16 protein-coding genes and 3 pseudogenes are annotated in these 22,711 nt (G+C 68.2%); 9 read left to right on the forward strand and 10 right to left on the reverse strand.

Going from position 1 to position 22,711, the window contains the following annotated elements:
• The first annotated feature begins 8 nt into the window (after positions 1-8).
• The 3 genes from NMQ03_RS03290 to NMQ03_RS03300 all read left to right on the forward strand — a co-directional run bounded on the left by NMQ03_RS03290 (position 9) and on the right by NMQ03_RS03300 (position 4,038).
• On the forward strand, positions 9-695 hold the full coding sequence (locus NMQ03_RS03290) for an NADPH-dependent F420 reductase (RefSeq protein ID WP_255175525.1): 687 nt from the start codon (positions 9-11) through the stop codon (positions 693-695).
• A gap of 136 nt (positions 696-831) precedes the next feature.
• A complete protein-coding gene (gene ppc / locus NMQ03_RS03295; protein WP_255174368.1) occupies positions 832-3,639 on the forward strand; it encodes a phosphoenolpyruvate carboxylase in 2,808 nt (935 codons plus the stop codon).
• A 93-nt stretch (positions 3,640-3,732) separates the two neighbouring features.
• Positions 3,733-4,038: a hypothetical protein gene (locus tag NMQ03_RS03300; RefSeq protein WP_043449019.1), complete on the forward strand. Its 306-nt coding sequence runs from the start codon at positions 3,733-3,735 to the stop codon at positions 4,036-4,038.
• Here the strand turns inward: NMQ03_RS03300 and NMQ03_RS03305 are convergent.
• Positions 4,035-4,658: a DedA family protein gene (locus NMQ03_RS03305; RefSeq protein WP_159633366.1), complete on the reverse strand. Its 624-nt coding sequence runs from the start codon at positions 4,656-4,658 to the stop codon at positions 4,035-4,037. The genes NMQ03_RS03300 and NMQ03_RS03305 overlap by 4 nt on opposite strands.
• Before the next feature lie 34 nt (positions 4,659-4,692).
• Between NMQ03_RS03305 and NMQ03_RS03310 the strand changes: the two genes are divergently transcribed.
• Complete coding sequence (locus NMQ03_RS03310; RefSeq protein WP_255174369.1) at positions 4,693-5,223, forward strand: O-acetyl-ADP-ribose deacetylase; 531 nt, start codon at positions 4,693-4,695, stop codon at positions 5,221-5,223.
• On the opposite strand, the gene NMQ03_RS03315 is transcribed toward NMQ03_RS03310, so the two are convergent.
• Complete coding sequence (locus tag NMQ03_RS03315; protein WP_255175526.1) at positions 5,195-6,187, reverse strand: RluA family pseudouridine synthase; 993 nt, start codon at positions 6,185-6,187, stop codon at positions 5,195-5,197. The genes NMQ03_RS03310 and NMQ03_RS03315 overlap by 29 nt on opposite strands.
• Positions 6,188-6,398: 211 nt before the next feature.
• Here NMQ03_RS03315 and NMQ03_RS03320 point away from each other — a divergent pair, with 211 nt between their 5' ends.
• Both NMQ03_RS03320 and NMQ03_RS03325 read left to right on the forward strand, forming a co-directional pair.
• On the forward strand, positions 6,399-7,034 hold the full coding sequence (locus tag NMQ03_RS03320; RefSeq protein ID WP_255174370.1) for a helix-turn-helix domain-containing protein: 636 nt from the start codon (positions 6,399-6,401) through the stop codon (positions 7,032-7,034).
• A pseudogene (locus tag NMQ03_RS03325) lies at positions 7,031-7,723 on the forward strand (SRPBCC domain-containing protein). Before NMQ03_RS03320 ends, NMQ03_RS03325 begins: the two are co-directional and overlap by 4 nt.
• A gap of 109 nt (positions 7,724-7,832) precedes the next feature.
• On the opposite strand, the pseudogene NMQ03_RS03330 reads toward NMQ03_RS03325, so the two are convergent.
• Positions 7,833-9,324, reverse strand: a pseudogene (locus tag NMQ03_RS03330) (PLP-dependent aminotransferase family protein).
• A 60-nt stretch (positions 9,325-9,384) separates the two neighbouring features.
• Between NMQ03_RS03330 and NMQ03_RS03335 the strand changes: the two are divergent.
• Positions 9,385-10,005 (forward strand): YitT family protein, encoded by a 621-nt coding sequence (locus tag NMQ03_RS03335; RefSeq protein WP_255174371.1) that lies wholly within the window; start codon positions 9,385-9,387, stop codon positions 10,003-10,005.
• An 18-nt stretch (positions 10,006-10,023) separates the two neighbouring features.
• On the opposite strand, the gene NMQ03_RS03340 is transcribed toward NMQ03_RS03335, so the two are convergent.
• The 3 genes and pseudogenes from NMQ03_RS03340 to NMQ03_RS03350 form a co-directional block, all read right to left on the reverse strand.
• The gene (locus NMQ03_RS03340; protein ID WP_255174372.1) at positions 10,024-10,854 is read right to left on the reverse strand and encodes an Fpg/Nei family DNA glycosylase; all 831 of its coding nucleotides are present in this window, start codon (positions 10,852-10,854) and stop codon (positions 10,024-10,026) included.
• A pseudogene (locus NMQ03_RS03345) lies at positions 10,847-15,967 on the reverse strand (crosslink repair DNA glycosylase YcaQ family protein). The gene NMQ03_RS03340 and the pseudogene NMQ03_RS03345 overlap by 8 nt, the downstream one beginning before the upstream one ends.
• Before the next feature lie 126 nt (positions 15,968-16,093).
• Positions 16,094-17,680, reverse strand: a complete 1,587-nt coding sequence (locus NMQ03_RS03350) for an FAD-dependent oxidoreductase (RefSeq protein WP_255174373.1) — start codon at positions 17,678-17,680, stop codon at positions 16,094-16,096.
• Between the two features lie 201 nt (positions 17,681-17,881).
• On the opposite strand from NMQ03_RS03350, the gene NMQ03_RS03355 reads away from it, so the two are divergent.
• Entirely contained in the window at positions 17,882-18,346 is a 465-nt protein-coding gene (locus NMQ03_RS03355) for a DUF4383 domain-containing protein (RefSeq protein WP_255175527.1), read from the forward strand.
• Positions 18,347-18,467: 121 nt separating this feature from the next.
• Here NMQ03_RS03355 and NMQ03_RS03360 read toward each other — a convergent pair whose 3' ends face one another.
• Positions 18,468-19,124 carry a DUF4232 domain-containing protein gene (locus tag NMQ03_RS03360; RefSeq protein WP_255174374.1) on the reverse strand — a complete coding sequence of 219 codons (657 nt, stop codon included), beginning with the start codon at positions 19,122-19,124 and terminating at the stop codon, positions 18,468-18,470.
• 101 nt (positions 19,125-19,225) lie between these two features.
• Entirely contained in the window at positions 19,226-19,432 is a 207-nt protein-coding gene (locus tag NMQ03_RS03365) for a hypothetical protein (RefSeq protein ID WP_255174375.1), read from the reverse strand.
• A gap of 271 nt (positions 19,433-19,703) precedes the next feature.
• Between NMQ03_RS03365 and NMQ03_RS03370 the strand changes: the two genes are divergently transcribed.
• Positions 19,704-20,051 (forward strand): hypothetical protein, encoded by a 348-nt coding sequence (locus tag NMQ03_RS03370; RefSeq protein ID WP_255174376.1) that lies wholly within the window; start codon positions 19,704-19,706, stop codon positions 20,049-20,051.
• A 78-nt stretch (positions 20,052-20,129) separates the two neighbouring features.
• Here the strand turns inward: NMQ03_RS03370 and NMQ03_RS03375 are convergent, their stop codons facing one another.
• A complete protein-coding gene (locus tag NMQ03_RS03375) occupies positions 20,130-20,774 on the reverse strand; it encodes an NADPH-dependent F420 reductase (RefSeq protein ID WP_255174377.1) in 645 nt (214 codons plus the stop codon).
• 197 nt (positions 20,775-20,971) lie between these two features.
• Entirely contained in the window at positions 20,972-22,687 is a 1,716-nt protein-coding gene (locus tag NMQ03_RS03380) for a thiamine pyrophosphate-dependent enzyme (RefSeq protein WP_255174378.1), read from the reverse strand.
• Between the last annotated feature and the right edge of the window lie 24 nt (positions 22,688-22,711).

The following is a 22,711-nucleotide window of genomic DNA, read 5'->3' on the forward strand; positions in this document are numbered from 1 at the left end:
GCACGTTCATTCCACCGCTGATTCTTGGGACCGGCACTGTAGGCCGCACGCTGGCAGCAGCATTCAGCGCATTGGGGCACGAGGTAGTCCTGGGAACCCGGGACCCCGGCGCGACGGCCGGTCGCACCAGCCCCGAGCCGATGGGCGGCACGCCCTTCCGGGAATGGCAGGCGGAGCACGGCGGCATCGGCTTGGAGACGTTCGCGGAGGCAGCCGGCCGCAGCGCGCTGGTGGTCAATGCAACGAACGGTGCTGCGTCCCTGGCAGCCCTGGCCGCGGCCGGTGAAGCGCGGCTCGCCACAAAGATTTTGGTGGATGTCTCCAACCCCCTCGACTTCTCGCAGGGCATGCCGCCGGTGCTGAACCCGGTCAACACGGACAGCCTGGCCGAGCGGATCCAGCGGGCATTTCCCGATGCCAGGGTGGTGAAGACGCTGAACACCATGAACGCCGGCATCATGGTGGATCCGGGCAGGCTCGCGGACGGGGACCACTCGGTGTTCGTGTCCGGGGACGACCCCGCAGCCAAGGAAACCGTCACCGGCCTGCTGAGGGCACTGGGCCACCGCGACATCATCGACCTCGGCGACATCACCACGGCCCGCGGCGCCGAGATGGTGCTGCCGCTGTGGCTGCGGCTGTTCGGCGCGCTGGGGACACCGGACTTCAACTTCAAGATCGTCCGCGGAGGGTAGGGCCGCTCTATGACATCTTGTGAGACGGATTCCACTGAGCCACGGGTCCGGGGGTAGCATCTTTAGCTAGTAACGTGGCTCACAGTATCCAGCGCAGTGTACGAGCCAAGTCCAAATCCCTCGAAAGATTGTTTCAATGGCTCACACTGCAACACCTCCCGAGACCGATCTTGCCTCCGAACTGCGCGCTGACGTCCGGCGTGTGTCCACCCTGCTGGGTGAATCGCTGGTCCGCCAGCACGGACCGGAACTCCTGGACCTCGTGGAGCAGGTCCGGCTCCTGACCAAGGAATCCAAGGAAGCGGCGCGCGGGGGTGCCCACGCCACCGGGCCCTGGAGCGCGCACGACGTCGTTGCCCAGGTCCGCGAACTGCTCGGCTCCCTGCCGATTGAGCAGGCAACCGACCTGGTGCGTGCCTTCGCCTTCTACTTCCACCTGGCCAACGCCGCCGAACAGGTGCACCGCGTCCGCGGCCTGCGGACCCGGGCCGAAAAGGACGGCTGGCTGGCCAAGACCGTGGCCGACATTGCCGCGCAGGCCGGCCCGGACGTGCTGCAGGAAGTGGTCAACGGGCTGGACGTGCGTCCCATCTTCACCGCCCACCCCACCGAGGCGTCCCGCCGCTCAGTCCTGGACAAGATCCGCAAGCTCTCCGACGTCCTGTCCCAGTCCACGGCTGAGGGGTCCACGGCACGCCGCCGGCAGGACCGGCAGCTGGCAGAGATCATCGACCAGATGTGGCAGACCGACGAGCTGCGCCAGGTCCGGCCCACCCCCGTGGATGAGGCCCGGAACGCCATCTACTACCTGGGCGGCATCCTCACTGACGCGATGCCGGAAATGCTGTCCGAGCTCTCGGAGCTGCTGGGCGGGCACGGCGTCACCCTGGCTTCCAAGGACGCGCCCATCCGGTTCGGCTCCTGGATCGGCGGTGACCGCGACGGCAACCCGAACGTCACCGCCGCCGTGACCCGCGAAATCCTGCAGATCCAGAACCAAAGCGCCATCCGGATCAGCATTGGCATGATCGATGAACTGATCTCCATCCTGTCCAACTCCACGGCCCTGGCAGGCGCAGACCAGACGCTCCTGGAGTCCATCGACGAGGACCTCCGAAAGCTTCCGGGCCTGGACAAGCGCGTCCTGGAGCTGAACGCCCAGGAGCCGTACCGCCTGAAGCTCACCTGCATCAAGGCCAAGCTCATCAACACGGGCAAGCGGGTGGCCGCCAACTCCAACCACGAGCACGGCCGCGACTACAGCGGAACCGAGGAACTCATGGCGGACCTGAACCTGCTGGAGCTCTCGCTCCGCAACCACTCCGCCGCCCTGGCAGCGGACGGCTCCCTGGCCCGCGTCCGCCGCGCCATCGCCTCCTTCGGCCTTCACCTGGCCACCTTGGACATCCGCGAACACGCTGACCACCACCACGACGCCGTTGGCCAGCTGATGGACCGGATCGGTGGCCCGGGCCTGCGCTACGCCGAGCTGAGCCGTGAGGAACGCTTCGAGGTGCTCGGCTCCGAGCTGGCCTCCCGCCGCCCGCTGTCCGGCCACCCGATCAAGCTCGACGGCGCTGCCGACGGCACCTACGACGTCTTCCGCGAGATCCGCCGCGCCCTGCGCATGTACGGCCCGGACGTCATCGAGACCTACATCATCTCCATGACCCGCGGCGCCGACGACGTCCTGGCCGCCGCCGTCCTGGCGCGCGAAGCCGGCCTGGTGAACCTCTTCGGCGACAAGCCCTACGCCAAGCTCGGCTTTGCGCCGCTGCTGGAGACGGTGGAGGAACTGCGGGCCTCTGCCGAGATCGTCGACCAGCTGCTTTCGGACCCGTCCTACCGTGAGCTGGTGCGCCTGCGCGGCGACATCCAGGAAGTGATGCTGGGCTACTCGGACTCCAACAAGGAATCCGGCGTGATGACCAGCCAGTGGGAAATCCACAAGACCCAGCGCAAGCTGCGGGACGTCGCCGCCAAGCACGGCGTGCGCGTCCGCCTGTTCCACGGCCGTGGCGGCTCCGTGGGCCGCGGCGGCGGACCCACCTACGACGCCATCCTGGCCCAGCCCAACGGTGTCCTGGAAGGCGAAATTAAGTTCACCGAGCAGGGCGAAGTCATCTCGGACAAGTACTCCCTGCCGGAGCTTGCCCGCGAAAACCTGGAGCTGTCCCTGGCCGCCGTGCTGCAGGGATCTGCGCTGCACCGGAACCCGCGGACCTCCGAGGACCAGCGCGAGCGGTATGGCCACGTCATGGAAGCCATCTCGGATGCGGCGTTTGACCGCTACCGGAAGCTGATCGACCACCCGGACCTGCCCGCCTACTTCATGGCCTCCACCCCGGTGGAGCAGTTGGGCTCCCTGAATATCGGTTCCCGCCCGTCCAAGCGTCCGGACTCCGGGGCCGGCCTGGGCGGCCTGCGCGCCATCCCGTGGGTATTCGGCTGGACCCAGTCCCGGCAGATCGTGCCCGGGTGGTTCGGCGTGGGCTCGGGGCTCAAGGCCGCCCGCGAAGCCGGGCACTCGGCCCAGCTGGTGGAGATGATCGACCACTGGAACTTCTTCAAGTCCGTGCTGTCCAACGTCGAGATGACGCTTGCCAAGACGGACATGGATATCGCCGGCTACTACGTGTCCACCCTGGTCCCGGAGGAACTTCACCATCTGTTCCGCACCATTCGGGAAGAGTACGAACTCACGGTGGCCGAGGTGCGCAAGCTCACCGGCGAGAACATCCTCCTGGATGCCCAACCCACCCTGAAACGCTCCCTCGAAATCCGCGACCAGTACCTGGACCCCATCAGCTACCTCCAGGTGGAACTGCTGCGCCGCATCCGCACCGAAGCGGGCATCACCGGGGCCGAGATCGATGAACGCCTCCAGCGGGCCATGCTGATCACCGTCAACGGCGTGGCGGTAAGCCTCCGCAACACCGGTTAATTCTCCAGTTGCTCCATCACTTGTGGTCCCTAACGGGAGCTGTTAGGGACCACAAGTGATGGAGCATCCGGGGGTTTGGATAGGGTTGGAGGCATGCCTTCCTTCCAGACCCGCCTCAAGATCACCGGGCTCCGGCCTGGGAATCCGCCCGAGTCCGTCATGGACGCGGCCGTGGAGGCGCTGGGCACCCGCCACCACGTGGAGGCGCACCAGCTGCAGATCGCCGGCGGCGTGCCGCAGCTGAACCTGCGCTTCCTCGTGGAGGCGAGCGAGTACAGCGGTGAGAACCGCCAGGCGGTGGAATCGGCAGCCATGATGCGCGACGCCGTCGAACGCGTTGCGCTCACGGGCCCGCTCAGCGTGCTGCGGCGCAGCCGCGGCAAGTGGCTGCCCGTCTAGCCTGCGTCCGGGAGGGGCTCCTCCTCCACCGGGGACCGGTCGCCGCGGCGGCGCGTCACGAGGATGCCCACGACGGCGCCGATCACCAGGCCCACCGCCACGCCGATGAGGGAGCTCGCCCAGAACGGCAGCTTGGTGGTTGACCCGGTGAAGTAGCCCAGGCCCACCAGCCAGCATGCCCACAGCACTGCGCCCAGGGCCGCGCACAGGCTGAAGCCGCGGACGGACACGTTGGCCACGCCCGATGCCGCCGAGGTGGCAAGCCGTCCGCCGGGAATGAACCTGGCGCCGATGATGGTGCCGTACGTTGAGGAACGGCCGGCCTTGGCCAGCGCCGCATGGATGCCGCTGTGGACCCGCCGGCCCCACTTCCACCGGTCCAGCACATGGCTCAGCCGCCGCCGGAAGAGATGGAACACCACCATGTCGCCCAGCCAGGACGCCACGGCCGCGAGTACCAGCACCAGGAACACGTTGGCCCGGCCGTCCGCAGACAGGGCACCCCCGGTGATCACCAGCATCTCGGAGGGGATGGGCGGAAAAATGGCATCGCCGATCACAACGGGGATGACCCAGAAGTACAGGGCCGTCCCCCAGCTGTCAACGCTGCCGAAGTCCATTGCCACAAGGTACCGCACTTGGGAAACTGGCGGCATGCGGATCTCGGTTCTGCGGGGCGACATTACGCAGCGGCGGGTGGACGTGGTGGTGAACGCTGCGAATTCCTCGCTGCTGGGCGGCGGGGGAGTGGACGGGGCGCTGCACCGGGCCGCCGGGCCGGAACTGCTCGCGGCATGCAGGGAGCTGCGTGCCACCGGGCTGCCGCACGGCCTCCAGGCCGGAGCCGCCGTGGCAACACCTGCCTTCCGGCTGCCGGCCCGCTGGGTGATCCACACGGTGGGGCCCAACCGGCACGCAGGACAGACCAACCGCGTCCTCCTGGTGTCCTGCTTCAGCGAAAGCCTGCGGCTGGCCGACACATTGGGTGCCCGGGAGCTGGCCTTTCCCGCGGTGGGCGGCGGAGCCTACGGGTGGAGTGCCACGCACGTGGCGCAGGCGGCGCTTGAGGCGGTGACAGGGTTCCGGACCGTCCATCCGGCCAGCGGGCTGGAGCTGGTGGAGTTCGTGCTGCACACCGCGGAGATGGAGGCGGTGTTCAGGGACGTGCTCGGGCCGCTTCGCTGAGCTCCAGGCTGCTGCGGTATTCCACGGGCTCTCCCGAGATCGGGTCAACGAACCGGATGCCCCGTGCCAGCAGCTGGAGCGGCCTGGCGTAGTCGTCCGGGGCCTTATCCAGCAGGTCGGGATAGAAGGCATCGTTCACGATCCCCAGCCCCAGCGATGCCATGTGGACCCGCAGCTGGTGGGTCTTGCCGGTGTGGGGTTCCAGCCGGTACCTGGCCAGGCGCTGCCCGGTACCAATGGCGCCGGTACCGTTGGCCCCTGTACCGCCGGCACCTGCCGATGCGCCGCCGTCGAACGTTTCCAGCCGCTCAATCCTGGTCTCCGCGTTCGGTTCGCCGTCCACGACCTCCGCCAGCAGGTAGCTGCGGGACTTGGTCATCCGGTTGCGGACCACCACGGGAAAGTCGACGGCGGGGTGCCCCGGCGCGGGCTCGGCGGCGGACACACACTCGTACTCCTTCTGCACCTGCCGCTTCTCGAAGAGCACCTGGTACTTGCCCCGGGTCTGCGGGTTGGTGGAAAAGAGCAGCACGCCGGCCGTCATGCGGTCCAGCCGGTGCATGGGGATCAGGTCCGGCAGGTCGAGCTGGTTCCGCAGTCTGACCAGGGCGGATTCCTGGATGTACGTGCCGCCCGGTGTAGTGGGCAGGAAGTGCGGCTTGTCCACTACCAGCAGGTGGTGGTCCTGGTGCAGGATGCTCAGTTCCACGGGAAGCCTCGTTTCCGGCGGCAGGGTGCGGTAGTACCAGATGAAGGTGTGCTCCTGCAGCGGCGTGGCCCGGTCAAGGGGGATGCCGCCTTCGCCCACGATCTCGCCGGCGTCGAACCTGTCCTCGATGCCCTGCGGGTCGATGTGGCCCCAGCGGTGCATCATGTAGTCCATCGCGGTCTCCCACGGGCCCTCCTCCGGAAGGCGCAGGCGCGTGGCGTTGACGCCATCGCGGACGGGGAGGGGGGATTGCATCACCGGTCCATTCTATCGGCGCTGCTTCGGCCGGTCTGGCCCGCTGCCGGCCGCCCGCCCGCCGAGTTCGCCGGAGGCCTGCGAGTTCGACGGAAGTTTCCGGCGACCCGGCAGCGTTCCGTCGAACTCGATGCGAACCATGGACGTCCACACCTGACCGACCATAAATAAGTTCTTGACAATAAAAGTTGTCGGTGAGGACACTGGAGGCATGCAGGACATTGCAGTCATCGAGGACCCGGCAGCCGCCGAAGCATCCCTGGATCCCATCCGTACCCGGATCCTGCGGGAGCTGGTCCAGCCGGCCTCGGCCACGCAGCTGGCGGTGCGGATTGGCCTGCCCCGGCAGAAAGTGAACTACCACCTCAAGGCGCTGGAGCGGCACGGCCTGGTGGAACTCGTGGAGGAACGCCGCAAGGGCAATGTAACCGAGCGGGTCCTGCAGGCCACGGCCGCCTCCTACCTCATCTCGCCGTCAGCGCTCGCCGCCGTCTCCCCGGACCCGGTCCGGTTCGCCGACCGCTTCTCGGCGTTCTGGCTGCTGGCGCTCGCCGGGCGGATGGTGCAGGAGGTGGGAAAGCTCATCGCCGGCGCCGCCGCTGCCCGGCAGAAGCTGGCCACATTCGCGATCGATGGCGAGATCACCTTCCGCACGGCGGCGGAAAGGGCCGCGTTCGCCGAGGAACTCGGCGTCGAGGTCACGCGGCTGGTGGACAAGTACCACGACGCCGGCGGACCACCCCGCGGGCGGCGGCACCGGCTCGTGGTGGCGCTGCACCCCGCCCTGAAAGAGACCAGTGCCGTCACGGCAACCAACGAAACAGCAGGCAAGGAGCAGGACAAATGAGCGACAAACGGGACTTCGAGATCGTCCAGGACACCGAACTGCCCGGCACCCCCGAGCGGGTGTGGGAAGCCGTCACCAACGGAACGCCCGCCTGGATGTTTCCCACGGACCAATGGTAAGCGGTCAGGACGGTAGAGGAATACCCCCACCACTTGGTGTCGCGGATGGAGGGGCCGGACGGCTGGTTCAACCAGCTGGAGCACGTGCTGGAACCGCTGGACGGCGGCCGCGCCCGGCTCCACTATGTCCACAGCGGCATCTTCGCGGACAACTGGGACCAGCAGTATGACGGCGCCAGCCGCCACACCGAGTTCTACCTGCACACGCTGGGCCAGTACCTGCAGTACTTCGACGGCCGCCCCGTAGCGTTCACCGACATCCAGGCCCCGGCGGCGTCCCAAACAGCGGACGGCTTCACCCGCCTCCGTGACGCGCTGGGCGCGGGTTCCGCAGGGCAGGGCGCCAAGGTTGATGTGGAGCTCGACGGCGTGGGGCGGCTTGCGGGCGACGTGGACTTCTCGAATGAGCACTTCCTCGGCATCCGGACCCCGGACGCCCTCTACCGGTTCTTCGGCCGCAACGCGTGGGGTGCCCCCGTGGGCATGACGGTGCACGATTTCAGCGGCACCGGCGACACGGAAGCCACCGCCAAGGCCTGGGGCGGGTTCCTGGAGCGCGTGTACGGGTAGCTCCCGCTTCCCGTTTCGCGCCCAGATCGCCGGAACGGTGCGGGGTCGCCGCCTCTTTCCGGCGGGTACGCACTGTTCGGGCGATTCCGGTATTTCCAGTAGCGGCCGGTCAGGCGATGGCGACGGCGGGAGCCTGGGTCAGTGAGCGCCGAAGCTGGGGTGCGGCGTCCAGACGGTCCTGGGCCGCCCGCAGCGCCAGGACTGACGTCTCTAGCTTGTCCGGCGGGAGGGTGAAGGGCAGCCGCAGGTTGCGTTCAAACGCGCCGCCGATTCCGAACCGGGGCCGCCAGCCTGATGCCATATTCCGGGGCCAGGACGGTCAGGGCCGTGCTGATGGGGCCGGGCAGCCGGCACCACACGGAGAGGCCGCCGGCGGGCCGCGCCACCTGCCACGTGGGTAGTTGCTCCGCCAGGAGGCCGAGCAGTGTGGACCTGTTGCGGCGCAGCGTCTGCAACAGGGCGGGCAGGGGCTCCTCCAGTGCCCGCACCAGATGTGCTGCCGCGAGCTGCTCCATGACGGGGCCGCCCAGGTCCAGGGTGGTCCGGGCCGCGGCAAACCGCTGGATCATGGACTCCGAGGCGCGGATCCAGCCGGTGCGCAGCCCGCCCCAGTGGGACTTGCTCAGTGATCCGATGGACACCACGGTGCTGCCGAAACCCGCCAGGGGAGTGGTGGCAACGCCGTCGAGGTTGAGGTCACGGAGGGTTTCATCCGCCACCAGCACGGTTCCGGCCGCGGCGGCCGCGCGGGCCAGCCGGTGGCGCTGGGCATCGGGCATGATCATGCCGGTCGGGTTGTGGAAATCGGGGACCAGGTAGGCAAGTTTTGGCTGCTGCTGGACCATGGCGGCTTCCATCGCGGGCAGGTCCCAGCCGGAATCGGCGAAGGCCACCGGGACGGGGCGGCACCGGGCGGAACGGATGGCATCCAGCGCGTGGGGGTAGCTGGGGTGCTCCACCAGGATCCGGTCCTGGCGGTCCGCCAGGGTGCGGATGATGATGGTCAGGGCGTGCTGGGCGCCGGAGGTCACCATGATCTGGCCGGGCTGTGTTGGCACGCCGGCAGCTGAGTACCGGTCCGCCACCGCCTGCCGCAGCGGCAGCAGTCCCAGGGCGTCATAGCCGAACCCCGGGAGCAGTGCGGGTAGCTCCGTCAGTGCCGCGGCGAAGGCCCGGTGCACCACCTCACCGCTGGCGGGCAGCGCCGAATAGGCCAGGTCCACCAGCCCTCCGGGTGCCGTGAGTCCGGGCGCGGTGAGTCCGGGTGCTGCCAACAGGCCGGTGGTAGGCGGCTGCGGACCAAAAAGTGCCGGGCCGAAAGGTGTCAGTTCGGGGATGCGGGTCTTGCCGCGGCTGCCCTGGCCGCTGCTCAGGAAGCCTTGCTCCCGGAGGCTGGCGTAAGCCGCAGTGACGGTGGTCCGGCTGACCGCCAAGGTGGAGCACAGCGAACGCTCGCTGGGCAGGGCGGTATCCAGCGGGATGCGGCCATCCAGGATGAGCAGCCGCACGACGTCAGCCAGCTCGCGGTACGCCGGCCCGGTTCCGGTGTTCCACGGGCCAAGAAGGCGGGACAGGGCGAGGGCGGTAAGGGCAGCGGCCATGTAGCCAGTATTTCAGACTGGATATGTAATTCAATGCCAGTTGGCTGCGAGCATGGTTTCATGATGACCCGCAGACTCGTCCAGCTTTTTACCGGCCTCGCCATGTACGGCATCTCCCTGGCCATGTTCATCCGCGCCGGTCTGGGCCTGGACCCGTGGGACGTGTTCCACCAGGGCCTGGCCAACCGGAGCGGACTGAGCATCGGCATTGTGGTGATCGCCGTGAGCTTCCTGGTGCTGCTGCTGTGGATCCCCCTGCGCCAGATGCCCGGCTTCGGAACGCTTTGCAACGCCATTCTGGTGGGCGTCTTCGCGGACATCGGGCTCGCCGTGATCCCGCCGATAACCCACCTGGCCGCCCAGATCGGCCTCCTCGCCGGGGCCGTACTGGTCAACGCCGTAGCCTCGGCCTGCTACATCGGCGCCGGCTTCGGGCCAGGCGCCCGCGACGGCCTGATGACCGGGCTGGCCCGGCGCACCGGATGGACCGTCAGGTTCTCCCGCACGCTGATCGAGGTCACCGTGCTGGCAGCCGGTTGGCTGTTGGGCGGTTCGGTGGGTGTGGGTACCGTGGTCTACGCCCTGGCGATCGGTCCCCTGGTCCATATCCTGCTGCCGCGCTTCATGGTGGCGGCCAGTCAGTCCAGCACCGTCAAGGAACCCAGCGCGTCCACCTGTTAACCTCACCCCTGCAGCACGTCAGCCGGGCGGAGGCTGGCACTTCGGGCAGAAATAGATGTCCCGCTCCTCTTCGCCGTTCGGCTTGCCCAGGAGTCCACGCTGGATCGGCGTGCCGCATTTCAGGCACGGCCGCAGTTCTCCGCCGTATACCCAGTAGCCGGGCCTGCCGGCCATCCTCCCCACCGGCAGCCCGCGGGTGTTGAGGATGGTGACGCGGCGCCCCGGGCCCAGGTTGACCTCCAGGAGCTGCTTGGCGTCCGTGATCATGGTCCGCACGTCCGCGACCTCCGAGACGGGAGTGGCCGGATGTACACCCGACAGGAAGCACGCTTCGCAGCGGTAGATATTTCCGATCCCTGCGAGGTTCCGCTGGTCCAGCAGCGCGACGCCGATCGGAACCTCGGGCCGCGACCTGACGCGGCGTTCGGCCTCGTCCAGGTCCCAGTCCGGGCCCAGCAGGTCCGGGCCAAGGAAGCCAACGATCGAATCCTCGTTGGCGGTGGCCACCACTTCCACAATTCCCAGGGAGAAGCCGACGGCGTCAGCGACGGCCGTGCGCAGAACGCACCGGGCGGTGTAACCCGGCTTGCGCCACCTCCCGCCGGGCGGGTAGACCTGCCAGGCGCCTTCCATCTTCAGGTGCGAGTGGATGGTCAGCCTCTTGTCCTCCGGGCTGACCACCCGCATCAGCAGGTGCTTGCCCCTGGGGATCACCTCATCGAGGGTCCAGCCGGACAGGTTCAGGGTGGCAAACCGGGGCACGCGGAAGTCCGAGGCAATCAGTGTCTGTCCCGCCAGGGCCTCATGCAGCTGGCGGGCGGCCCGCCAGACGGAATCCCCCTCAGGCACGGATCCTCAGCCCCTTCGGCGTGGAGTAGGCGCCGGCGGAGCTGAGGGCGACGGCGACCGGGGTGTCCAGGATTCCGTGCCCGTTCACCTTCTCCATGTTCAGCTTGTCCACTGCTCCCCGGGTCACCACACCCACCAGCGCCGCACCTGCCGCCGCCAGGACGGCGTCGTCTTCGCTGAAGGCCAGCAGGGTCTTGCCGCCGCGCTCCACGTAGAGGACCAGCGCGCCGTCCACCAGGACAACCAGAGCTCCTGCCTTCCGGCCGGGACGGTGGCCCGTGCCCGCGTCCGTCTGCAGGGCTTACCAAGGGAGGGCCGCACCGTACGGGTTGGCGGGATCCGTGGCGGCGAGGGCCAGGGCTACAGGTTCGGCCTCGGCCAGCTGGGTGTCTTCCGAGTAGGAACGTAGCCGGTCCACGGTGGCCGGCACCGCGAACTGGGCGGCGCCGAGGTGCTCGATAAAGTAGCCGCGGCGGCAGCGGCCGGCTTCCTCCAGCCGGGCCAACACCTTGTACATGAGTCCGAAGCCGCCCAGGATTTGCTCAGCCATGACGGAGCCCCTGGTGACCACGCCGTAGCGGTCCAGCAGCAGTTCGGCGGTGGCACGGGCGTGGATGGTGGCATCGAGTTCAGGCTCGGGCAGGGCAGACCAGCGGCCCGCAGCGGTGGGCGGGGTGGAGGCCCCCTGCGATCCGTACCGGCCGCCGGCGAGCCCGGGGGATCCCATCAGGCCGGTGCCATGGGAACGGCCCAGGCGGCTGAGCCGCGGTGCCCTGGCCCGGGGTGCGCGGGCCACCTGGCGGTGGGCTGTGTGGCCTCCGGCAATCAGTGCCCGGACAGGCGCGAACGTGTCCCCGGTGATCCTGCTGCCCAGGCGAGGTCCCAGAGCGCAGCCACTACTTCCTGGTCGCTGAGGACGGCGTCCATGCCTCCGGCCACCTCGGTCAGCTGGCGGAAGAAGTACCCGCCGCCGTTGTTCCGCAGGTGGTCCAGGAGCCGTTGGTGGCGTCCCCCGGTTCAAACTCGGGTGATGGGTTGAGCGTCAGTTCCACCGAATCCGCCAGATGAAGGCTGATCCAGCCGTCATTCCCCGGAAGTGCGCCGGTTCCGGACCACAGAACTTCACCGGCAGCCATCAGTTCATCCAGCATGGCCGGCTGGTAGTTGGAGACCCGCGTGGCCAGCACCAGGGGTTCCCATGCCGAGGCCGGAACGGGCACGCCCGAGAGCTGGTCGATGGCGGTGATAATGCCGTCCAGTCCCCGCAGCGAGGGCTGGCCGCGGCCACCGCCCGGGGTCCTGACGTGCTGCCATGCCGGCAGGAAGCGTCCGTAGGCGGCGGCGTCCACCGGCTCCACTTCCGCGCGCAGGGCGGCCAGCGAACGACGGCGGAGCTTGCGCAGCACCTCGGCGTCGCACCATTCGCTGGCGATGCTGTGCGTGGTGCCGGCGGGGGAGCCGGCCGCAAGGGCAGGCAGTTCATCCGTCGGCTGCGTACCGGCCTCAAGCCCGGATTCCTGCGCGGATTCCCGGGCAGATTCCGGGGCGGTGCCGTCCTTCGGCCCGTCCTGCGCTGGGGAGCCCGGGTGTACGGCGCCTGGTGTGGTGACGTGCGGCCGGAATTCGCCCTCCACCACGCGGCCGTCCGCCGCAAGGCGTTTCAGCGCGGTGCCCACCACGGCTACACCCAGGCCCAGGCGTGCCGCTGCCTCGGCCGCGGTGAAGGGGCCGTGGGTGCGGGCATACCGGGAGACGAGGTCGCCCAGGGGATCGGCAACCGGCTCAATGAAGGCCAGCGGAACACCCATGGGCAGCGGCACGCCGATGGCGTCGCGGAGACGGGCTGCGTCCTCCACGGCCGCGAAACGTTCAACGCCGCCGATGTTGACCTTGATGGCGCGGTTGGCACGCTGGAGGGCGGCCAGGTGGGCGGCCGCTTCAGCCACGGTGGCGGAAGCGGCGGGTGCGGTCTCCACGGGCTCACCCACCGGTTCGGCGGACTCATCGACCAGGGTTTCAGCGGGCTCAACCACCGGGGCTGCGGCAGGTTCCAGCCGCAAAGCGGCCTCTGCCGGATCCAAGGGTCCCAGCAGCCGCAGGAGGTCCGCCACGCCTTCCATTCCGCGTGCACGGCGGTCCGGGGCCAGACGCTGGAGCTCGCGTTCGGTGGCGTCGATGACCTTGGCGTCCAGGAGTTCGCGCAGTTCCACCCGGCCCAGCAGCTCGTTGAGGAGCGTGGAGTCCAGTGCCAGGGCGGCGGCGCGCCGCTCTGCGAGCGGGGAATCGCCCTCGTAGAGGAACTGGGCCACGTAGCCAAAGAGAAGGGACTTGGCGAACGGCGAGGGCTGCTGCGTGGTGGTCTGCACGATCCGCAGTTCGCGCCGCTCCACGGACGCGGCGATGTCCTTCAATGCCGGCAGATCGTAAACGTCCTGCAGGCATTCCCGCACGGTCTCCAGGACGATGGGAAAAGTGGGGTATTTCCTGGCAACGTCCAGCAGCTGCGCCGACCGCTGGCGCTGCTGCCATAGGGGCTGGCGTTTGCCGGGGGTCTGGCGGGGCAGCAGGAGCGCACGTGCGGCGCACTCGCGGAAACGGGAGGCGAACAGGGCACTGCCCCCTACCTCGGCCGTGACGATCTGTTCCAGTTCCTCGGGATCGAAGAGGAACAGCTCGGCGCCCGGCGGCTCGTCCTCCATCATGGGCACCCGCAGCACGATGCCGTCGTCGGCCGCCATGGCCGAGCCGTCCAGGCCGTAGCGTTGGTGGAGCCGCTGCCCCACGGCCAGGGCCCACGGTGCGTGCACCGGCATGCCGAACGGGCTGTGCAGGATGACGCGCCAGTCGCCCAGTTCGTCGTGGAACCGCTCCACCACCAGCGTGGTGTCGCTGGGAACCACCTCGGTGGCCTGTTTCTGCTCGGTGAGGTACTGGATGAGGTTGTTGGCGGCGAAGTCGTCCAGGCCGCTGGCCTTGCAGCGCTCGGTGGCAGGGCCGGCGTCGGACGCGGACAGTTCGCGGACAAACGCGCCCAGTGCGCGGCCCAGGTCCACCGGCCGGCCCAGGGAATCACCCTTCCAGAACGGCAGCTTGCCGGGCTGCCCGAACGCGGGGAGACCAGGACACGGTCGTGCGTGATGTCCTCGATCTTCCAGCTGGTGGCACCCAGGGCAAAGACGTCGCCCACCCGGGATTCGTAAACCATTTCCTCGTCCAGCTCGCCCACGCGGCGGCCGCCCTTGGGTGCGCGCGCCGGTTTGCCGTCCTCGGAGGGGGAAGCGGACCCCTCCTGTTCAGTGCCGATGATGTAGACGCCGAACAGCCCCCGGTCCGGGATGGTGCCGCCCGATGTCACAGCCAGGCGCTGGGCTCCGGGCCGGCCCTCGATGGTGCCGGCGTTGCGGTCCCAGATGATCCTGGGCCGGAGCTCGGCGAATTCGTCGGACGGGTACCGCCCCGCCAGCAGGTCCAGGGTGGCCTCGAAGGCCGACCGGGGGAGGGACGCGAAAGGCGCGGAGCGCCGGACGGTGCTGAACCATTCCTCCACGTCAATGCTGCCCAGGGCGGTGGCGGCCACGGTCTGCTGGGCCAGGATGTCCAGCGGGTTGGCAGGGATGCTGAGCCGCTCGATCTTGCCGTCCAGCATGCGCTCCACCGTGATGGCCGTGTGGACCAGGTCAGCGCGGTGCTTGGGGAAGAGGACGCCCTGGGAGATTTCGCCCACTTGGTGCCCGGCGCGGCCCACCCGCTGCAGGCCGCTGGCCACGGAGGGTGGCGACTCCACCTGGACCACCAGGTCCACGGCGCCCATGTCGATGCCCAGTTCCAGGGATGACGTTGCCACCACGCACCGCAGCCGCCCGGACTTGAGGTCGTCCTCGATGAGCGCGCGCTGGTCCTTCGACACGGAACCGTGGTGGGCGCGGGCCAGTACCGGGTCTGCCCCGGCGGAGCTTCCGGCCTGGGCCATCATGTGTGCCGGTGTGGCGGTGGACGCGGGAATGCCCGACGCCGGTCCCCCCGTAGTGCCGGGCGCAGCCGCCTGCCCTTCCGGACCGGGTCCGTCCCAGCCGCCGCCCACGGCGATCAATTGCCGCTCTGCGTAGATTTCATTGAGCCTGGCCGTGAGGCGTTCGGCGAGGCGCCGAGAGTTGGCGAAGACGATGGTGGACTGGTTGGCCAGCACCAGGTCGACGATTTTTTCCTCCACATGCGGCCAGATGGACGCCTGCGGCTGGAGCCCGGATGCGGGGCCGGAATCGAACGCCCCGGCCGCGCCCTGCAGGTCCGACATGTCCTCCACCGGGACGGAAACCGTCAGGTCCCAGTTCTTCCTGGTAAGCGGAGCAACGATCTCCACGGGAGCCGAACCCGCAAGGAACTGCGCCACGAGTTCCCGGGGTTCCACCGTGGCGGAAAGCCCGATGCGCTGTGCAGGTTTGGGCAGCAGCGCGTCCAGCCGTTCCAGTGATACGGCAAGGTGCGCTCCACGCTTGGTGCCGGCCACGGCGTGGACCTCGTCAATGATGATGGTGTCCACCTCGGCCAGGGTCTCCCGGGCCTTTGACGTGAGCATGAGGAACAGCGATTCGGGGGTGGTGATGAGGATGTCCGGCGGGTTGCTCAGCAGCCCGCGGCGCTCAGCTGCGGGAGTATCCCCGGACCGGACCCCGACAGTTATCAGCGGGGCGGGAAGCCCAAGCCGCTTTGCGGTCTGCGTGATGCCGATCAGCGGGGACCGCAGGTTCCGTTCCACATCCATGCCCAAAGCCTTCAGCGGCGAGATGTAGAGGACACGGGTTTTGCGCTTGGGTGCCCGTTGGCGCTTGCCTTTCGCGGGCGCCTCCGCAGCGGCAGGCTCAGGGGCGTGGGACTCCGAGGCCAGGAGCCGGTCCAGCGCCCAGAGGAAGGCCGCCAGGGTTTTTCCGGAACCGGTGGGGGCCACCACCAGTGCGTGCGAGCCGGAGGAGATGGCATTCCAGGCCCCGGCCTGTGCAGGGGTCGGCTCCGAAAATGCGCCCAAGAACCAGTCCCGGGTGGGCCGGCTGAACTGGCCCATTGGCGCAGCCGTGCCGGAGGCACCACCACCGGCAGGACGCTGTTCCTGGTTCATGCCTCCATCATGCCCCAAGGCACCGACACGCAACTCCGCGATTGGCCCCGGCTCCGCCACCAGCAGAAACCGGACTGATCCAACCCAAGATGCCGCTAACTGATGTCCCGCGTGATGCGGCCCCGCTCACGCCGTCCCAGCCTGCGGCAGGTCCTTGGTGGCAGGGCCCTCAAGCAGCTTGCCCTCGTTCGTGAAGCGCGAGCCGTGCAGGGGGCAGTCCCACGTCTGTTCGTTGTCGTTCCAGTGCAGGATGCCGCCCAAGTGGGTGCAGACCGCGGACAACCTGCAGGTGCTTCCGCCAACGGTGGACACTGCCACCGGCCGGTTGCCGTCGCGGTAGACCTTGCCCTGGCCTTCGGCCGGGGCGGTGGCAGGCGCGGTGCCCGCAGGGACAGGAGCCGTGGTGGAAGTCCCCTCAGGAGCGGGCACGGCAGTCCGGTCCCTGCCCCGCTTCAAGCCATCGAACCTGCGGCCCTCGGCGGCTACCTTCCCCCAGTCAGACGCCAGCCTGGCTGCCACACCTGCGTTCAGCGCGACGGCGGAGAACGCGCCGGCCGGTGACGTGACGCGGTGGTGGATGGTGTCAGCCCACGGGATCTGGCCGCCCAGGATGTCCGCCGATATGCCCAGCGCGGCGGCGACGGCGTTGGTCATTCCCCACTTGTTGTAGCCGGTGCCGAAGTAGATCTGGCCCTTGCCCCGGGGGAGCTTGCCGAAAAACGGCATGAGGTTGGTGGGCATGTAGTCCTGCGCGGACCACGTGTGGGTGGTGGCAGCGCCGGGGTAATGGTTTCCTGCCCAGTCCATCAGGCCGGCGAGGTGGGCCTTCTCGGAGTCCCTCCTGCCCACGTGGTGGCCGTGGCCGCCCACCAGCAGCAGGTTCTTCCCGTCCACCTCGTAGTCGCGGAGCGAATGGGTGGGCTGTTCGACGGAAATGTACATGCCCGGCGGCGGCGCCTGGTCCTCCTGCAGTTCAAGCGCGGCCGCATAGGAACGGGCGGGCTTCAGCTTGGCGAAATACAGGCCGCGGTCCAGGACCGGGATACCGGTGGCGAGCACTACCTTGTCCGCCCTGACACTGCCCCGGTCGGTCCGGACGGCGGAGGGCGCATCACCGGTCACGTCGCGAAGCCGCACGCCACTGACGATGTGCCCGCCCCGGCTGCGGATGTCCGCCACCAGCGCGTCGAGGACATCCATCGGGTTGATCTGGGCCTGGTCGCGCAGGCGGACGGCGCCGTGGACGGGAAACGGCAGTCCGGCGTCGCGCACGTAGTCCACGTCCAGTCCCGCGGTGCCGGCAGCGCTCATCTCTTCCCGCAGCTTCTCGGTGCCCTGGGCGGAGGCAGCGTAGGTGTAGGCGGTGCGGCGCTGGAAGGGCACGTTTTGTTCCGCCAGGTAGCGCAGCAGCCACGCCTGGCCCTCCCGGTTCCCGTCCACGTACGCCTGCACCTGTTTCTGCGAATACTGGCGGGCGAGCTGGGACAGGAACGTGCCCTGCAGCAGGCTTACCTTGGCGGTGGTGTTGCCGGTGGTCACGGCCCCCGGGGAGCGGGCCTCCAGTACCAGCACGCTTTGCCCGGACCGGGCCAGCAGCAGGGCGGTGACCAGCCCGGTGAGTCCCGCACCTGCAACGACGGTGTCATACCTGGAATCCGGTTCGAACGGATCAGAGGCAAAAGGAGCCCTGCGGTCCAGCCAAATCGACGTCATGCCAGTCAAACCTGCCTTCGGTCCACAACCCTCACAAGCCAGTTTTGTGATGGGTCCGTTATGCACCCCTGCTATCCGCGGCGTATTTGATAAGTATACTTACGATGTCGGGGTTTAAGTCTATGGTCAGGCAGTAACGGTCACGCATCGCCCGGCAGCCAGAACCGCACAACGACACAAGCAGGAGACATCATGACAAGCATGAATTCCAGCGGTCGCACCGTAGGCCGGACCAACATACAAAAAGCCACCCTTGCCGTGGGCGCGGTGTTCCTCCTGGTAGGCGTCCTGGGGTTCATCCCCGGAATCACCTCCAACTATGAATCCCTGGGGTTCGCCGGGCACGGATCGGGTGCCATGCTGCTGGGCCTCTTCCAGGTGTCGATCCTGCACAACATCGTCCACCTGCTCTTCGGCATCGCGGGCGTCGCCATGGCGCGCAGCGCGGCTGCCTCGCGTAATTACCTGGTGGTCGGCGGAGCCATTTACCTGGTGCTTTGGCTTTATGGACTGTTCATCGGCCATGACAGTGCCGCCAACTTTGTTCCGGTCAACATCGCGGACAACTGGCTGCACTTCATTCTCGGAGTGGCCATGATCGGCCTGGGCGTGGCTCTGTCCCGCCGCGCCGCGGGCACCGGCCGCACCACCACGGCCACCCGGTAAGCACTCCGGGAGCGGCGTCGAAGCGTAAGCGTCCGACGCCAGCCCAAGGGTACGGAAGGCGGCCCGGCTTGTCAGCCGGGCCGCCTTCGTCATTCCGGGGCCGTCCCACGGGGCCAAGCGGTCAGGCGGGCTGGAATGCCCCGATGCTGAGCAGGGTGATTTCGGCATTGCTGCACGCCGTGGTGGGCTTCGGGATGAACAGCGAGTCGGTGTCCTCCGGCGGGTAAATCCGGTAACCGGCGGCGTCCACGACCACGCAGCCCTGGTAGTTGCGGGCCTGCGTGTAACGGAGGACGGCGGTGCCGGTCTGGCCGGGAGCCAGGAGGACGTCCGCTACGCCGGCCGAATCATCCCGCGTTGCCGGAGCGCCGATGGGGGCTCCGGCGGCGTCCGCCACCAGGGAGACGCCGGCGTATCCCCGGAGGATGCAGGGTTCGGAACCCTTGTTGGTGAGGTTGAGCTTCATGTAGACACTGCCTGCCGCGCCGCCACCGGATGCGTCGGTGGCAGCGGTGAGCCCCGCCGACTTGCACAGGCCGGGTTCCCCCGCCGCCGTAGTGCCGGGGGCGGGTGAGGCCGGGGTTGAGCTGGCTGGCGCCGACGACGCCGGAGGCGGCGTGGACGCCGTTCCCGTGGGGGACTGGCTGGCCTGCCCGGTGGCGGGCGACGTGGTCGTCTGGGACTGCGGCTGGCTTGGACCACATCCGGTGAGCAGCAGTGCTGCCGCTGCTGCCGCCGTCGTCATGGCAAACCCCTGGGAAATTTTCTGAGACCTCATGGCACCACCTTCGCGGTAGCCGTTGCCCACGTCAACGATGCCGCATGCACTGGCGGCAATTTGATGCCCGGATCGTGATGATCCGGGCCTCAAATGCGTCCTTACTGGTTGCCGGTTGCCGCGTTACCGGCCGGTGCGCGGCGTCCACCCCTGGTCCGGAGCAGGGCCGCAAGCTGGCCGCCGCCCAGGAGTGCGCCGATGGCGGGGAAGGAGAGCCGGAGCCGGGTGGCAACAGTGCTGGCCAGTGCGGTCAGTGCCAGTACCGCGAGGAGGATGGCGGGGGCCGGCAGGTGGCCTCTGCCAGCCACGTGGGCGCCGGCGGCCAGTGCCAGGGTGCCTGCCGCCAGGGTTGACGCGCGGAGGAGGTGGAACGGTGACCGCGGAAGCTAACCACGCACGGCTGCTGCTCCTGCTGTCCGCCGGCGCTGCAGGTTGCGGGCCGGTTCCGCTTACTGGTCCGGAACGAAGGGTCCGGCCTTCAAGATTCTACCGGCCCTGCCGCGTGGCCCGGGCCTGTGCCGGCATTGAGGGGCAGCGTTAGACTGCCAGCGTACGTGTTGGCGATCGAAGGAGAAGTTCATGGACTACACCGGAAGCCAGTCGGAGAAGGTCATTCACGCCGGTGAACTGGGCCGCGGCCATATTGGGCAGACAATCAGCTTCCAGCCGAACGAGTTCACCGTCGTCTTCGGGAAGCTCGCAGGGATCGCACGGACGGAAGCCATGGTCTACCTGTCCCTGTCGGGAGTGGGAAACGGCACCCACCTGAAGGATGAATACGACCTGCCCGTGACCCATGAGGTCTACGTGCCGGTGGACGTCATTTCCAACGCGGAGTCCACCATCAAGGACCTGTTCGGGAAGGTCCAGGAGAACCTCCGCGGGGCCGGCCACAAGGGCGGCGAGGACCGGACGGACCGGCTGTAGCTTGATGAAAGCGCGAAAGGGAAGGCCGGCACGCTCGTGCCGGCCTTCGCTTTGTCTTCCAGCTGCATACTTTCCCGGCTAGGCCGCCGGGGCAAACCTGAGGGCCGAGTTCCACTGGAACTGGGGCAGCTGCTCATTGGCTGAGAGCAGGATGTTCAGGAAGCCCGCTTGTTCCAGCTGCCGGGCACGGCGGAGCGGTCCCACCACGATGGGGGTCAGGCCGGCGGCGGACGCGAAAGCGGTCACGGCCGCCACTGCATCCTCGTCGTCGCCGGCAACCAGGACGTCCAGCGGCTGGCCGGTCACCCTCCCCTCGCCCAGGGTGGCGGCGAAGGTGGTGTTGAACGCCTTGACCACTTTCGCTCCGGTGGTCTTCTGCAGTTCCTCGGCGGCGGAGCTGCCGGCGGGGACCGAGAGGCCTTCAAAGGTGGAGAAGTCCACAGGGTTGGTGATGTCGATATACACCTTGCCGTCCAGGCTGTTGCCGTAGCGGGCCACGATGTCCTTGGCGGCGTCGAAGTACACAGCCGGGATGACGATGGAACCGGTGATGGCGTCGCCCAGCACGCCGGGGTCCACCTGGCCTGTGAATTCCGCGGCCAGGGCGTCGGCCTTGGCCTTGTCGTCGTGGGCCAGGAGCTGGACGCTGTTGCCTCCGGCAAGCGCACGGGCTGCCAGCCCGCGGGCCATGTTGCCGGTTCCGATGATGGTGATGTCAGTCATGATGTTCTTCTTTCCAAAGAGGCGGGATAGGAAATTCACTGCAGTCCTTCGTTGAAATGCGCTTACTTGAAGTTTCAACTAAAACAGTTGCTGTTCTATTCCGCTGGTAAGCAATTAAACCTAAGCGGACGACGGCGGGAGGTCCCGCCGTCGTCCGCGTCACCGGATGAAGCTGGCCGCATCAGCGGCACGTTGCCTTAGTACGCCTTGACGCGCTGCTCCACGATGAGGTGGATGAGGGCAAACATCCCGTCATCGTCGATGGCTGCCAGCGCGGCATCCAGGGCGGCCGGCACGTCCCGGTCTTCGGTGACGGTGATGCCGAAACCGCCGAAAGCCTGCGCCATCAGGGCAAAATCAGGGTTCTTCAACTGCGTTCCGGACACGCGCTGCGGGTAGTGCCGTTCCTGGTGCGTGCGGATGGTGCCGTACTCCTGGTTGTCCATGACCACCACCAGGGGCGTGGCACCGTACTGGGCGGCGGTGGCGAGTTCCTGCCCGTTCATGAGGAACTCGCCGTCCCCCGCGATGGTCACCACCCGCCGTCCGGGCGCAGCCAGCGAAGCGGCGATCGCGGACGGTACCGAGTACCCCATGGAGCCATTGCGGGCACTGATCATGGACGCGTAGCGGCGTGTCGGGAAATACCGGTGGGCCCAATTGGTATGTTCCCCGGCCCCGAACGTCACCATCGCGTCCCCGGGAAGACGGGGCACCAGGTTGGCCATCAGGGTGTCCATCCTCGCCTGGCCCGGAGCCGGCGCTGCTGGAGGGAGTGCCGCGAAGCTTTCCTGCTCGGCGCGCATCCTGGCGGTCCAGGCCTTCCACTCCTCCTTGACTGGCAGGTCGATGCCCTCCAGGTCGCGGACGAACGCGTCGGGTTTGGCCAGGATCTGCCGTGACACGGGTCCGGACCGCCCCCGCAGCGACGGGTCCGCCGTCACCAGGAAGTTCTTCTTGCTCCAGTCCTGGCGGCACACGAATCCGTCAGTGATCACATCTCCCGGCACCGTGCCCACGAACACCAGGAGGTCGGTCTCCTCCAGGAGGTCATACGTGGGCCGCGGCCGGTCGTACCCGATGGGCCCCACGTAGGACGGCGAATCAAAGGACACCGTACCCTGCGTGCGCCATTCCGCGGCGGCCGGGATGTGGTGCCGCTCCAGCCAGGCGGTGAGCTGCCCGGCTGCCTCCTGCGTCCAGTCGTTGCCGCCGGTGACGAAGAGCGGCTTGCTGGATTCGGCCAGGGCAGCCTTCAGCGCCGCGGAGTCCGTGCCGCTCAAACCCCCGGCGGCTACGGGTATGGCGGGGTGGAGTGCCGGGCTGACCTGCTGCCGGATCACGTCCTCCGGCAAGCCGACAACCACGGGCCCGGGCCGTCCGCTCATCGCGGCAAACATGGCTTCCGCCACGATCTCGGAGGCCCGCTCCGGATGGTCCAGGACCATGACGCGCTTGGCGCCGGTATCGAACCAGGACTTGATGTCGAATTCCTGGAACGCTTCCCGGTCCCGGTGGGCGAACGGGATCAGGCCCACGAAGAGCAGCATGGGGGTGGAGTCCTGCCAGGCGGTGTGCAGGCCCACATGCGCATTCGCGGCGCCCGGTCCCCGGGTGACCATCGCTACGCCCGGGCGCTGCTGCATCTTGCCGTCCGCTTCCGCCATGTATGCGGCCCCGCCCTCATGCCGGCAGACGATGGTTTCGATGCTGGACTGGTGCAGGCCGTCCAGCACGTCGAGGAAGCTCTCGCCGGGAACCACGTAGGTGCGTTCCACACCGTGGGCCACCAGCGAATCGACGATGACGTGCCCGGCGGATTTGAGGGCGGGCGCCATGGCGTCCTGGTGGTGGACGACGGCGGCGGGCTGGGGACGGGATGTGGTCAGGGTGGGCTGCGGCTCTGGTGTCATGGTCTTTCTTCAGCTCGGAGGATT

The sequence above is a fragment of the Arthrobacter sp. DNA4 genome (genome assembly GCF_024362385.1).
Lineage (GTDB): Bacteria > Actinomycetota > Actinomycetes > Actinomycetales > Micrococcaceae > Arthrobacter.